General features: G+C 51.3%; 15 protein-coding genes. All 15 read left to right on the forward strand.

All coding sequences use genetic code 11. From position 1 onward, the window contains the following. Positions 1-14 precede the first annotated feature (14 nt). The 15 genes from ACZYUB_RS11245 to ybgF all read left to right on the forward strand — a co-directional run bounded on the left by ACZYUB_RS11245 (position 15) and on the right by ybgF (position 12,432). On the forward strand, positions 15-755 hold the full coding sequence (locus tag ACZYUB_RS11245) for a YebC/PmpR family DNA-binding transcriptional regulator (protein WP_463947932.1): 741 nt from the start codon (positions 15-17) through the stop codon (positions 753-755). A 99-nt stretch (positions 756-854) separates the two neighbouring features. Beyond that, positions 855-1,385: a crossover junction endodeoxyribonuclease RuvC gene (gene ruvC / locus ACZYUB_RS11250; RefSeq protein ID WP_463947934.1), complete on the forward strand. Its 531-nt coding sequence runs from the start codon at positions 855-857 to the stop codon at positions 1,383-1,385. Positions 1,386-1,475: 90 nt separating this feature from the next. Beyond that, a complete protein-coding gene (ruvA, locus tag ACZYUB_RS11255; protein ID WP_463947935.1) occupies positions 1,476-2,099 on the forward strand; it encodes a Holliday junction branch migration protein RuvA in 624 nt (207 codons plus the stop codon). A gap of 12 nt (positions 2,100-2,111) precedes the next feature. Continuing rightward, complete coding sequence (gene ruvB / locus ACZYUB_RS11260) at positions 2,112-3,122, forward strand: Holliday junction branch migration DNA helicase RuvB (protein WP_463947936.1); 1,011 nt, start codon at positions 2,112-2,114, stop codon at positions 3,120-3,122. 612 nt (positions 3,123-3,734) lie between these two features. Further along, the gene (locus tag ACZYUB_RS11265) at positions 3,735-5,291 is read left to right on the forward strand and encodes a cytochrome ubiquinol oxidase subunit I (protein ID WP_463947938.1); all 1,557 of its coding nucleotides are present in this window, start codon (positions 3,735-3,737) and stop codon (positions 5,289-5,291) included. Positions 5,292-5,303: 12 nt separating this feature from the next. Next, positions 5,304-6,443 carry a cytochrome d ubiquinol oxidase subunit II gene (gene cydB / locus ACZYUB_RS11270; protein WP_463947940.1) on the forward strand — a complete coding sequence of 380 codons (1,140 nt, stop codon included), beginning with the start codon at positions 5,304-5,306 and terminating at the stop codon, positions 6,441-6,443. A gap of 12 nt (positions 6,444-6,455) precedes the next feature. Then, on the forward strand, positions 6,456-6,563 hold the full coding sequence (gene cydX / locus ACZYUB_RS11275) for a cytochrome bd-I oxidase subunit CydX (RefSeq protein ID WP_460881399.1): 108 nt from the start codon (positions 6,456-6,458) through the stop codon (positions 6,561-6,563). 146 nt (positions 6,564-6,709) lie between these two features. Further along, on the forward strand, positions 6,710-7,138 hold the full coding sequence (gene ybgC / locus ACZYUB_RS11280; RefSeq protein ID WP_463947942.1) for a tol-pal system-associated acyl-CoA thioesterase: 429 nt from the start codon (positions 6,710-6,712) through the stop codon (positions 7,136-7,138). After that, the gene (gene tolQ, locus ACZYUB_RS11285) at positions 7,110-7,799 is read left to right on the forward strand and encodes a protein TolQ (protein WP_463947944.1); all 690 of its coding nucleotides are present in this window, start codon (positions 7,110-7,112) and stop codon (positions 7,797-7,799) included. Before ybgC ends, tolQ begins: the two co-directional genes overlap by 29 nt. Beyond that, positions 7,799-8,233: a protein TolR gene (tolR, locus tag ACZYUB_RS11290; protein ID WP_460881473.1), complete on the forward strand. Its 435-nt coding sequence runs from the start codon at positions 7,799-7,801 to the stop codon at positions 8,231-8,233. The genes tolQ and tolR overlap by 1 nt, the downstream gene beginning before the upstream one ends. Positions 8,234-8,248: 15 nt before the next feature. Further along, on the forward strand, positions 8,249-9,334 hold the full coding sequence (gene tolA / locus ACZYUB_RS11295; protein ID WP_463947946.1) for a cell envelope integrity protein TolA: 1,086 nt from the start codon (positions 8,249-8,251) through the stop codon (positions 9,332-9,334). Between the two features lie 104 nt (positions 9,335-9,438). Continuing rightward, positions 9,439-9,783, forward strand: a complete 345-nt coding sequence (gene tolA / locus ACZYUB_RS11300) for a cell envelope integrity protein TolA (protein ID WP_463947948.1) — start codon at positions 9,439-9,441, stop codon at positions 9,781-9,783. Between the two features lie 2 nt (positions 9,784-9,785). Further along, positions 9,786-11,090 (forward strand): Tol-Pal system beta propeller repeat protein TolB, encoded by a 1,305-nt coding sequence (tolB, locus tag ACZYUB_RS11305; RefSeq protein WP_463947950.1) that lies wholly within the window; start codon positions 9,786-9,788, stop codon positions 11,088-11,090. A gap of 30 nt (positions 11,091-11,120) precedes the next feature. Continuing rightward, a complete protein-coding gene (pal, locus tag ACZYUB_RS11310) occupies positions 11,121-11,627 on the forward strand; it encodes a peptidoglycan-associated lipoprotein Pal (RefSeq protein WP_463947952.1) in 507 nt (168 codons plus the stop codon). Positions 11,628-11,640: 13 nt separating this feature from the next. Next, positions 11,641-12,432: a tol-pal system protein YbgF gene (ybgF, locus tag ACZYUB_RS11315; protein WP_463947954.1), complete on the forward strand. Its 792-nt coding sequence runs from the start codon at positions 11,641-11,643 to the stop codon at positions 12,430-12,432. The last annotated feature ends 219 nt before the right edge of the window (positions 12,433-12,651 follow it).

The raw sequence follows: 12,651 nt of genomic DNA on the forward strand, positions 1-12,651 counted from the left end.
ACGGAGAGTTTTCTATGGCAGGTCATAGTAAATGGGCCAACATTAAGCACCGCAAAGCAGCGCAAGATGCCAAGCGGGGCAAAATTTTTACCAAATTGATCCGTGAAATCACGACTGCAGCCCGGGTCGGAGATGCCGATCCGGCTGCTAACCCCCGTCTGCGAGCCGCTGTTGCTGCCGCACTGTCGAATAACATGACCCGGGACACCGTTAACCGTGCCATTCAACGGGGTGCTGGTGGTGGTGAAGGCGCCGAGCTGGAAACCTTGATTTATGAAGGGTATGGCCCGGCGGGCTCTGCGGTGATGGTGGAATGTATGACTGATAACCGTAACCGGACCGTGTCCGAAGTCCGTCATGCTTTCAGCAAGTGCGGTGGCAATCTGGGGACTGACGGTTCAGTCTCCTATCTGTTTAGCAAGAAGGGTGTTCTCACCTTCGAAAACGTGAATGAAGATGCGCTGATGGACGCCGCTCTGGAAGCCGGTGCCGATGATGTGATCAGCAACGACGATGGCAGTGTCGAGGTCTATACCACACCGAATGATTTCGGAACTGTCCTGGATGCACTCGAAGCGGCAGGTTTTAAAACCAGCAACGCGGCCGTGACCATGATTGCCTCGACCGAAGCTGAAATGGATGCCGAAACGGCACCCAAGTTCATGCGTCTTATCGATATGCTCGAAGATCTGGATGATGTACAAGAGGTCTATCACAACGGCTCCATCTCCGATGAAGTAGCTGCCACCCTCTGAGATGGTTGCTGATGAACATCTGATATCAACAAGGGGAGCCATGGCTCCCCTTGTCGTTGTTAATCACGCCGGTCGTAGACCCCGTATTAAGGAGAGAGGATGAGCATTATATTGGGCATTGATCCGGGCTCGCGCATTACCGGTTACGGTGTTATTCGTTCCCTGGCGGGACGCTGTGAATACCTGGGCTCGGGGTGCATTCGAACCAGTGGTGATGTTTTGGCGCCCAAGCTCAAGCAAATTTATGATGGTATCAGCGAGGTGATCCTGCAGTTTCGTCCCGATCTGTTTGCCATCGAACAGGTCTTTATGGCGCGCAATCCGGATTCCGCATTAAAGCTGGGACAAGCGCGCGGTGCGGCGATCGTGGCGGCGGTGAATGCTGGCTTGGAGGTTGCTGAATATTCGGCACGCCAGGTGAAACAATCGGTGGTGGGAACAGGCGCTGCCGACAAAGAACAGGTGCAACATATGGTGCGGCAGTTACTGAAATTACCCGGCAATCCCCAGGCCGATGCGGCGGATGCCTTGGCGGTTGCCCTGTGTCACACCCATACCATGCAGAGCTTGATCCGCATGGCGGGTCGTGGCTCGACGGTGCAAGGGGTGGTGCGCGGCCGTTTGCGTTGAGGCGATGTCCGTCGATTGTGGTAAAAAGCTGGATGCCCATCCAGTTATTCATTATTCTAGCGTCAGTGCAAGTTGACGGAGTACGTGCAGGTGATAGGTCGATTACGTGGCACCTTGATAGAAAAACAACCCCCGGAGATCCTGCTGGAAGTCGGTGGCGTCGGCTATGAGTTGCAGTTGCCAATGACCTGCTTCTACGAGCTGCCACCCGTCGGTCAGGAAGCCGTTCTGCATACCCATTTTGTGGTACGCGAAGATGCACAACTGCTGTACGGCTTTGTCAACAAACGGACCCGAGCCCTGTTTCGCGAGTTGCTTAAGGCCAATGGCGTTGGTCCCAAGTTGGCGTTGGCGATTCTTTCGGGTATGTCGGCCAGCCAGTTTGTCAGTGCGGTCGAGCGGGAAGAGATTGGGTTGCTGGTGAAAATACCGGGTGTTGGTAAAAAGACAGCCGAGCGCTTGGTCGTCGAGATGAAAGATCGCCTCAAAGGCTGGAGTGAAGGGGCTTTGTTTACGCCATTTACCGATGCCATGACGGCTCAGGCTGGTGGGGAGGAGATGAACAAACCCTCCAGTGTCGAGGATGAAGCGGTTTCGGCGTTGTTAGCGCTGGGCTACAAACCGCAGCAGGCCAGTCTGGTGGTCAGTAAGATCTATAAGCCCGAGATGCCGGTGGAAGCGGTGATCCGTGAAGCCTTGCGTTCCATGCTGTAAGGAAGTTGAGTCATGATTGAAGCCGATCGCCTGATCGCCCCCAAAGAAACGCGTGAAGACGAACTGATAGACAGGGCCATTCGACCCAAGCAACTGGCCGATTATCAGGGGCAGGATCATGTGCGCTCCCAGATGGAGATCTTTATTGAAGCCGCCCGCCGACGGGGAGAGGCACTGGATCACCTACTGATCTTCGGTCCGCCTGGGCTTGGCAAAACCACCTTGGCGAATATTGTCGCCAATGAGATGGGGGTCAATATCAAGACCACATCGGGACCTGTCCTGGAAAAAGCCGGGGATCTGGCTGCTCTGCTGACCAATCTGGAACCGAATGATGTGCTGTTCATCGATGAGATCCATCGCCTGAGCCCCGTGGTCGAAGAGGTTCTGTATCCGGCGATGGAAGATTATCAACTGGATATCATGATCGGCGAGGGGCCCGCCGCGCGCTCCATCAAGTTGGAATTACCTCCTTTTACCCTGATTGGCGCGACCACGCGTGCGGGATCTTTGACATCGCCACTGCGGGACCGTTTCGGGATTGTCCAGCGGCTGGAGTTCTATAAGGTGGCGGATCTTTCCGACATCGTCGAGCGCAGTGCCCAGTGCCTGGGCTTATCGATGGCAACTGCGGGAGCTTACGAGATCGCCTGCAGGGCGCGGGGGACGCCGCGTATTGCCAACCGTTTACTACGCCGGGTGCGTGATTTTGCCGAGATCCGTGCTGATGGCCATATCAGTGCCGAAGTTGCCGCATCTGCGCTGGATATGCTGGATGTCGATAAAGAGGGCTTCGATTATATGGATCGCAAACTATTGCTGGCGGTCATCGATAAATTTATGGGGGGGCCTGTGGGTCTGGATAATCTCGCAGCCGCCATCGGCGAAGAAAAAGATACCATCGAGGATGTCCTCGAACCTTTCTTGATCCAGCAGGGCTTTTTGCAACGGACTCCTCGTGGACGCATTGCGACCCAGCGCGCCTATCAGCATTTCGGTTTACAGCCCCAAATCACATCCTGAATATCAGTCCTCAGGTATTGATCCGGCTTACGGCTCACTGCGTACTGACTTGAGGGCATAAAAAATGCGGACGCAAGGTCCGCAGAGAAAAGTTCAAGATGTGAGTTCACGAGTAAGCAAACCATCAAGTGACACAAGTAACGCATCAGGAACGTTTCCAGAGCGTCTTTTGGGGCACTGAAGGAATGGCGCCATTCTAGAAAGCTCGGCATATGTTAACAAATGATAAAAATCATCACTCGGTATTAGAAAAACTAATCCAGGGGTTTTTTGTGACTCAGCGAGGTTGTTTTAGCGGCAAACTGTGACTGATTCAGGGTTATGCGGCAGTTAATGGTCTGCTAACTCACTGGTATGGTTTAGTATTTAACGGGCATAGTCATTTGGATTTTGTGGTCTTTATTGCCTTAATTAGTTACCAAATGGTATAAAGTTACCTAGGAAATACAGCTTTAAGTGCTAAATGTTGTAATTTTGTTGCATTTGATCTGGTTTTGTTAATGGCTGCCTGTTTGATAAACGGAAAGGCGACTAAAAGCAACATCACAGCGATGCAAGGAACGGCATTCCAGCAATGTGAAGGCCAAGGATAGATATCGGTGAGGAATTATCATGATTAATGAGACTGTGGTCGAACTGTCGCGGATCCAGTTTGCCGCGACAGCGCTCTATCACTTTTTATTCGTGCCATTGACCATCGGGATGACCTTCATTCTGGCGATCATGGAATCGGTCTATGTCATGACCAACAACCCAATTTACAAGGATATGACCAAGTTTTGGGGCAAGTTGTTTGCTATCAACTTCGCGCTGGGGGTGACGACAGGTCTGACGATGGAGTTCCAGTTTGGTACTAACTGGTCCTACTATTCCCACTATGTCGGCGATATCTTTGGTGCACCGTTGGCGATTGAAGGATTGATGGCGTTTTTCCTCGAATCAACCTTCGTCGGTATGTTTTTCTTCGGTTGGGATCGAATGACCAAAACCCAGCATCTGGCTTCCACCTGGCTGATGGCCATTGGTACCAACCTGTCTGCGTTGTGGATCCTGGTTGCTAACGGTTGGATGCAATTCCCGGCTGGTGCTGAATTCAATTTTGAAACCATGCGCATGGAGATGGTCAGCTTTGGTGAGTTGATCTTCAACCCGGTTGCACAGGTCAAATTCGTGCATACCGTGGCTGCGGGTTACACCACAGGTGCCATGTTTGTCCTGGGTATCTCCTCCTACTATTTGCTCAAAGGGCGTGACATTCCGTTTGCGCGCCGTTCTTTTGCCATTGCCGCTGCGTTTGGTATGGCCTCAATCCTCTCCGTTCTGGTGCTCGGTGACGAATCAGGCTATGAAATCGGCGACTTGCAAAAGGTGAAACTGGCGGCCATCGAAGCCGAGTGGGAAACTGAAGAGGCTCCTGCTGCTTTTACCGTCATCGGTTTGCCGAATCAGGACGAGATGCGCACCGACTATGCCATCAAGATCCCCTATGTGATGGGTATCATCGCAACTCGTTCTTTGGACAAGCAGGTCACAGGTCTCAAGGATCTGATCAGTGATCACGAACAGCGCATTCGTACAGGGATGCAGGCCTATGCCTTGTTGACCAAGTTACAAGCAGGCGACAAGTCAGAAGAGACTGTGAAGCAGTTTAATGCCGTCAAGCAAGACCTTGGCTTTGGTCTCCTGCTCAAGCGATATACTGCCAATATCACGGATGCGACTGATGAACAGATTGCTCAAGCGGCCAAGGACAGTATTCCCAAGGTTGCACCGGTATTCTTCTCCTTCCGCATCATGGTGGGCGTCGGTATTCTGATGTTGCTCCTTATCGGATTGGCGTTTTATGACAGTGCTCGTCATCGCATCGGTGAACGCAAGTGGTTGCTCAAAGCTTTGCTGTGGGGGATCCCGCTGCCCTGGATTGCGATTGAATGTGGCTGGTTTGTCGCAGAATACGGTCGTCAACCCTGGACGATTGCCGAAGTATTACCAACGTTCATGTCCGCATCGACGTTGACTGAGGGCGATCTCTGGTTCTCGCTGATCGGGATCTGTGCCTTCTATACCGTGTTGCTCGTGGTGGAAATGTACCTGATGTTCAAATTTGCTCGCAAAGGTCCCAGCAGTTTGAAGACTGGCAAATACCACTTCGAAACGCATTCTGCCTAAAGGAGTTAGCGCATGTTGGATTATGAAGTTTTACGCGTGATCTGGTGGGCACTGGTTGGTGTTCTTCTGATCGGCTTTGCCATCACTGATGGTTTCGATATGGGGGTCGGTGCATTGTTGCCGATCCTGGGTAAAAACGACACCGAACGTCGTGTAATGATCAATACCATTGCTCCGCACTGGGATGGCAACCAGGTATGGTTGATCACGGCTGGTGGCGCTATTTTTGCGGCGTGGCCGACCGTTTACGCCACCGCGTTTTCCGGTTTCTATGTGGCGATGGTTTTAACCCTGATGGCACTGTTTTTCCGGCCTGTAGGTTTTGACTATCGCTCCAAGATCGAAGACCCACGCTGGCGTTCAACCTGGGACTGGTGCCTGTTTATCGGTGGTGCCGTGCCGCCGATCGTGTTTGGTGTGGCGTTTGGTAATCTGCTGCAGGGTGTGCCATTCAGCCTGGATACCTTCCTGCGTTCCAGCTATGAAGGCAACTTCTTCGGGCTACTGAATCCGTTTGGTCTCTTGGCTGGTTTCATCAGTCTGTTTATGATCCTGACTCAAGGCGCAGCCTGGTTGATGATGAAAACCGATGGTGAGGTTCAGACCCGTGCCCGAACTACGGCAACCCTGACCGGATTACTGACCGCAGTGCTGTTTGCGGCTGCAGGCTACTGGGTCGCGCATGGCATCAACGGCTATACCATTACCGAGTTTATGGGGATTGGTGCTGTTTCCAATCCACTGCACAAGACAGTAGCGGTTGAAGCTGGCGCCTGGATGAAAAACTACGAAACATACCCCTGGATGATCTCAGCACCAATCTTGGGCGTGGTGATGGCTTTGCTGGCATCCTTGTTCGCCAAGTTTGGTCGCAGCGCCTTGACCTTCCTTTGTTCATCCCTGGCGATGACAGGCATCATTTTGACCGCGGGTTTCAGTATGTTCCCCTTCATTATGCCTTCCAGCCTGAATCCGGCTCATAGCTTGACGATCTGGGATGCAACTTCATCACAGAATACCCTGAGCGTGATGCTGGTTGCCGCGGTGATCTTTGTCCCCATCATTCTGGGGTATACCACTTGGACTTACATCAAGATGTTTGGCCGAGTGAACAAACAATACATTGAAGCCAACAAGCATTCGGCTTACTAAGGAGAGCAGCTTATGTGGTATTTCACCTGGATCCTGGGTTTGTTGCTGGCTTGTTCATTCGGCATTATCAATGCGCTCTGGTTGGAGCATACCGAGAACCTGGATAGAAAACTCGATTGAGTCACTTCGCCCGACAAGCCACCCGAATGGGTGGCTTTTTTTCTATTTGTCGGTTCAAAAAAACAAGTGATTGAGATCACCTTCTTTCCCCAATCTAGCTGGGGTACACTAGGCTCAAATTTCTAGGCTGGGAGTTTGCTCTTTCCATGCAAGCTACATCATTTCAGTTTCCGGTTCGGGTCTATTACGAAGACACAGATGCCGGTGGCATTGTTTATCATGCCAACTACCTGAAATATCTTGAAAGAGCACGCACCGAGTGGCTTCGTGCCATGGGGGTCGAACAGGATGTCTGGTTACAGCGTTCCATCGCCTTCGTGGTTCGGCACATGGATATCGATTTCCGTCATGCGGCTTGTTTTAATCAGCAGTTGCTGGTGACTTGCCGTATCGCTGAGCTCAAGAGAGCCTCTCTGGTTTTTGCCCAACACATTGAAGATGAAACTGGCCGGCTGATCATGTCTGCCCGGGTGACCATTGCTTGTGTCAACCTGGACGGTATGAAACCCACCGCATTTCCTGACGTTATCAAGGGAGTTTTTACCTGTGCAACCGTCGCAACTATCGTTTACTAACCTGATCCTCGAAGCCAGTCCGCTGGTACAGATCGTCATGCTGATCCTGCTGGCCATGTCGGTGGCTTCCTGGGCTGTTATCTACCAACGGACCAGGTTACTGCGCGAAGCCAAAAATAGCTCTGAGCAATTCGAAGAGCGCTTCTGGTCCGGGATTGATTTGAACCGCCTTTATCAGGAGTGCTCTGCACGCCGTGATGAGTTGACAGGAATGGAGCAGATCTTTTTTGCCGGCTTCAAGGAATTTGCCCGTTTGCACAACGGTGGCCCCCGGAGCCAGGAGATGGTGATGGATGGTACCTATCGGGCGATGCGGGTCTCGTTATCCCGAGAGGTTGATGACCTGGAAACTGGCTTGCCCTTGCTGGCTACCGTGGGCTCTATCAGTCCATATATCGGTCTGTTTGGCACCGTGTGGGGGATCATGCATGCCTTTATCGCACTGGCCGCGGTGAAAAATGCCAGCTTGGCAATGGTGGCACCGCCTATTGCTGAAGCCTTGATTGCAACCGCCATGGGTCTGTTTGCCGCGATTCCAGCTGTCATTGCTTTCAACCGTTTCAGTACCAAAGCGGGCAAGTTGGAAAATGCCTATATCAACTTCATGGATGAGTTTTCTACCATCCTGAACCGCCAGTTGGTTAACAAGGGTGATCAATGATGCAAGTTCATCCCCGCAGCAAAAAACGTGCGGTTGCTGAGATCAACGTCGTCCCCTACATCGATGTCATGCTGGTGTTGCTGATTATTTTTATGGCCACCGCTCCTGTCATTATGCAAGGGGTCACGGTTGATCTGCCGCAGGCGGATTCTCAACCTATGTCCGAGGATCAAAAGGTTCCGGTCGTGGCATCCGTGGATGCCACGGGGCGCTATTTTCTCGATATTGGTGACTCCCACCGAGAGACGTTGGACTTGGTCGATCTGGCCGGGCAAGTGGCACAATATTTGCGAATGAATCCTGAGTCCCCTGTCGTGGTTCAGGGCGACGCCAAGGTACCCTATGATGCGGTTGTACAACTGATGGCCGCGCTGAAGGAAGCGGGTGTCCCGAGTGTGGGATTGATGACCGAACCTGTCGGCAATAAGAAATAATCGGAGTAATCGACGGTGAAACGTAGTATGACCGGCCCGGTGGTGGTGTCACTATTGTTGCACGCTTTACTCATTCTAGCCTTTGTCCTCAAATGGAATCTTGATAAACCCAAGCGTCCGGGAGGCGGTGGCGGCGGTGGCGTGGTCCATGCAGTCGTGATCGATCAATTGCAATTCAAGCAACATGCGGAATTTGCTAAACAGCAGAAGCAGCAAAAGCTGGAAGAAGAGAAAGAGCGAGTTCAGGAACAAAAGAAAGAGATCGAAGCCGTCCGTCAGCAGAAGGAAGCTGAGACGATTCGTTTGCGGAAGGAACAAGAGCAGCTCAAGACCAAGAAAGAAATAGAGCGTAAGAAAGAGGTTGAGCGGCAACGTCTTGAGGCTGAGAAAAAAATCGCACTCGAGAAAAAGAAGAAAGATGAGCTCAAGAAAAAAGAGCTGGAACGGCAAAAACTAGAAGAAGAACGCAAGAAAAAGCTGGAAGAGCAAAAGAAAGCTGATGAGAAGAAAAAAGCTGATGAGCTGAAGAAAAAAGAAGATGAATTGAAAAAGAAAGAGGCTGAGCTGAAAAAAGCTGAACAACTGAAAAAAGAAGAAGAGAAGAAGAAACAGGCGGAATTGAAGAAAAAGGAAGCTGAGAAGAAGCAGAAGGAGCTCGAGCGTAAGAAAGCTGAAGAAGCGAAGAAAAAAGCGCTAGAGAAGAAGCAAGCGGAGCAGGCTCGAAAGAAAAATCAACAGGATGCCAAAAAGCTCGAAGAGGATCTATTCAGCGATCTCGAGAGCGACACTCCTGGTGCTCCAGGCAACAAGGCTGGCCCAGGAATGGGTGGTGATGGTGATGCGTACGCCGGGCTCATCAGCGAGATGGTGCAACGGAATATGCTGATCGATAACACCATGTTTGGCAAAGAGGCCATTTTGCGGGTGAATATCGCACCCGACGGATTGGTGTTATCCATAGGTTCTTGTGATGGCAACCAGGCTATTTGCTCAGCTGGTATCGCGGCAGTGAACAAGATTGGTAAGTTCCCTGCGCCGCCGAAGGATAAATACGATGAGTACAAGGTGTTGGCGTTGAACCTTCAACCTGGCGCGCAGTAGTGCCAAGTTGCGACAGGGTTCAGGAATGCGGGGTAACAACCTCGCGTTTGATTGGTTGTTCGTTGTACAACTTGTTCACTAGCGTGATGAGCATGGATTTCAACATGAACAATATAAATCTGGTTTTGGGTAGTGTCGTCCTGACCTTGATCCCCATAGTTTCTTGGGCGGCAAAGCCGGTGGAAGATTATGAGGTACAGGTCGTGCGAACTATCCAGCAGCACTGGCAAGGCGATAAGCGTCTGCATGGTCGGCAATGTGTGGATCTCAGTGTCAAACTTGCTGCCGACGGAAAGGTCATCGCTTTGGGACAGGGCTCGGGGGATGAAGCTGTCTGTAATGCGGCGAGAGCGACAATAAGTCGAATGAAGCGCTTGCCAGCCCCCCCCAAAGATAAGTACGAACAGTACAAGAATATGTTACTGACATTGCAACCTGGAATTAGGTAAAGATGAAAAGAATCGTAGGTCTTCTGATGGTCTGGTTGCTGAGCAGCCAAAATGCTTTTGCTGAACTGCAGATCCTGGTCACGGGTGGGGTAGATAGTGGTCGTCCTGTTGCCGTACCTCAATTCAAATGGGCAGGTGGTACCCAACTGCCTGAAGATGTCGCCAATGTGATCAGTTCTGATTTGATGCGCAGTGGCAAGTTTGCTCCTCTGGCTCGAACCCAGATGCCTCAGTCACCCACAACAGCGGCAGAGATCACCTATCCGGTCTGGGCCAATATGGGGATTGAAGCCATAGTCGTCGGGCATATTGAGCCCGCCGGTGCTAACCAGTACAAAGTAACCTTTGAATTGGTGGATGTGCTTAAGGGCAAGAATGGTGGTGCGGATGCCGTGCTGGACAGTCGCGTCGCCACTGTACCTGGCAAACAATTACGGCAGTATGCCCACCGGATCTCGGATATCGTCTATGAACGCTTGACTGGGGAGCGAGGCGCATTTCTGACTCGGATTAGCTATATCTCCTTTAACCATGGTGCCCAGTATCCATATCAGCTGATGATGGCTGACTATGATGGCTACAATGAGCGGGTATTACTGCGTTCCCGTGAACCGCTGATGTCGCCTTCCTGGTCACCTGATGGCCGTAAGCTGGCTTATGTCAGCTTCGAAAAGCGTCGTGCTTCCATCTATATTCAGGATCTCTATAGCCAGTCCCGGTCTTTGGTTGCGTCCTATCCTGGTATCAATGGCGCTCCGGAATGGTCACCGGATGGCCGTAAATTAGCATTAGTTCTGTCGAAAGATGGTCAGCCTGATATCTATGTTCTGGATGTTGGTTCACGTCAGCTGACCCGGGTAACATCCGAACGTTCTATCGATACAGAACCCTCATGGACCCCCGATGGTCGAGGCCTGGTATTTACCTCGGAGAGGGGTGGAAAACCGCAAATTTATAGAGTAGATTTGGCCACGGGCGCTACACAGCGTGTGACTTGGGAAGGTGACATGAACCTGGCCGCATCGATGAGTCCAGATGGCAAATCTCTGGTCATGGTAAGCCGGGTACAAGGGCAGTATCGTATTGCTCGGCAAGACCTGGAGTCAGGAGCTGTATACGTTTTGTCACAGGCCTCCGCGGATAAGTCTCCGAGTGTTGCACCAAACGGTAGCATGATCATTTACAGTACCGTTTATCAAGGAAAACAAGGGCTTGCGCTGGTTTCTGCCGATGGCAGATTCAAGGCAAACCTTCCTTCGACCACAGGTGAAGTTCGTGCGCCTGCTTGGTCACCATTCCTGAACTAACCCTCACATTAAAATATTCAAGGAAAAAAGATGCAAATCAATAATCTGCTGAAAAGCCTTATGATCGCTCTGCCTATGTTCACTCTGGCTGCTTGCAGCAGCACCGAAGATTCAGGTGCCGGCGTTCAAGAGCAAGGTGTTGAAACTCTGAACGGTGGTGATCAAGGTCTGTCTGCCGATGAGCAAATGCGTCAGAAGTACGAAGCTTTGCGCCAAGACAACACCATCTATTTTGGCTTTGACCAAGATGCCATCGATGGCCAATACACCGAGCTGTTGCAAGCCCATGCCAACTTCCTGCGTGAGCACAACAACATCAAGGTATTGGTAGAAGGCCATACTGATGAGCGCGGTACACCAGAGTACAACATTGCCCTGGGTGAGCGTCGTGCCAAAGCGGTTGCCAAATACCTGCAAAATCTGGGTGTTGATGCGACCCAATTGTCAGTTGTGAGCTACGGTGAAGAAAAGCCTGCTGATGCTAGCCATTCAGAAGATGCTTTCTCCAAGAACCGTCGCGCTGTTCTGGTTTACTAAGGTCTAACGGTTGATGAATACCGTATCGATGAAAGCGGCCATTTTTATGGCCGCTCTTTTTTCCGTTGGTTTCCCTAGCTTGTTGCATGCTGATGAATTGTCAGTAGAAGAGCGGCTGGCGAAACTGGAACGATTGGATAATTCCCGCAATCTCGTTCAAGTGGAGATGCAACAACAGATCGATGCATTGAGCGATGAGGTGCGTCAGCTACGTGGTAGTCTGGAAGAGGCCAATTACAAACTACAGCAAGCGACCGAGCGACAGAAGGGCTTGTATCAGGAGCTTGATAAACTCAAAGCGAGTCCAAACCCTGCCGGAGTGCCGGTTAGTGCTACTGCAGCGGCAAGTGCTGGAGCCAGTGCTGATGGTGCGCAGGCGGCGGGTACGCCGATTGTCGGTCAAACGACTCCGGCCGCTAAGACGGCGAGCGCTGAAGAGACCCAAGCCTATGATGCGGCCGTCAGCTTGGTGATGAAAGATAAAAACTTCGTTAAAGCGGTGCCTGCTTTTGAGGGATTCATTCAGAAGTATCCGCAGTCTGGTTACGTGCCGAATGCTCATTACTGGTTGGGACAGTTGTTGTACAACCAAGGTGATAAGGATAATGCCAAGGCGAACTTCCTGATTGTTGCACAGAAGTTCAAGGATTCACCCAAACGGGCCGATGCTATCTTGAAGCTCGGGATGATTACCTTGAGTGAGGGTGACAAAGAGAAAGCCAATAAATTCTTCCAATTGGTCGTTAAGCAGTATCCGGATACGCCTTCTGCCCAGTTGGCGCAAAAAGCGCTTAATGCCAAGTAGCCTGCAGGCTGAATAGTGTGAAATATTCAGCCATTGGATGAAGGCTGACCAAACGGACGAAAATCTGAAATTTTCTGTTGCGTCAGTCATCTAAATCCGTAATATAGGCCGCCGTTGGCGACCGGAAGCATAGCTACCGGCGATAACAGAAAGAGTGGGTCGTTAGCTCAGTCGGTAGAGCAGTTGACTTTTAATCAATTGGTCGCAGGTTCGAATCCC

This window comes from Pseudaeromonas sp. HNCC25DJ182 (genome assembly GCF_055413365.1).

Excerpts from the sequence above, each read along its gene's own strand:
- ACZYUB_RS11245 (WP_463947932.1), top strand. The coding sequence starts at position 15 with ATGGCAGGTCATAGTAAATGGGCCAACATTAAGCACCGCAAAGCAGCG.
- ruvC (WP_463947934.1), top strand. The coding sequence starts at position 855 with ATGAGCATTATATTGGGCATTGATCCGGGCTCGCGCATTACCGGTTAC.
- ruvB (WP_463947936.1), top strand. The coding sequence starts at position 2,112 with ATGATTGAAGCCGATCGCCTGATCGCCCCCAAAGAAACGCGTGAAGAC.
- ACZYUB_RS11265 (WP_463947938.1), top strand. The coding sequence starts at position 3,735 with ATGATTAATGAGACTGTGGTCGAACTGTCGCGGATCCAGTTTGCCGCG.
- cydB (WP_463947940.1), top strand. The coding sequence starts at position 5,304 with ATGTTGGATTATGAAGTTTTACGCGTGATCTGGTGGGCACTGGTTGGT.
- cydX (WP_460881399.1), top strand. The coding sequence starts at position 6,456 with ATGTGGTATTTCACCTGGATCCTGGGTTTGTTGCTGGCTTGTTCATTC.
- ybgC (WP_463947942.1), top strand. The coding sequence starts at position 6,710 with ATGCAAGCTACATCATTTCAGTTTCCGGTTCGGGTCTATTACGAAGAC.
- tolR (WP_460881473.1), top strand. The coding sequence starts at position 7,799 with ATGCAAGTTCATCCCCGCAGCAAAAAACGTGCGGTTGCTGAGATCAAC.
- tolA (WP_463947948.1), top strand. The coding sequence starts at position 9,439 with ATGAACAATATAAATCTGGTTTTGGGTAGTGTCGTCCTGACCTTGATC.
- tolB (WP_463947950.1), top strand. The coding sequence starts at position 9,786 with ATGAAAAGAATCGTAGGTCTTCTGATGGTCTGGTTGCTGAGCAGCCAA.
- pal (WP_463947952.1), top strand. The coding sequence starts at position 11,121 with ATGCAAATCAATAATCTGCTGAAAAGCCTTATGATCGCTCTGCCTATG.
- ybgF (WP_463947954.1), top strand. The coding sequence starts at position 11,641 with ATGAATACCGTATCGATGAAAGCGGCCATTTTTATGGCCGCTCTTTTT.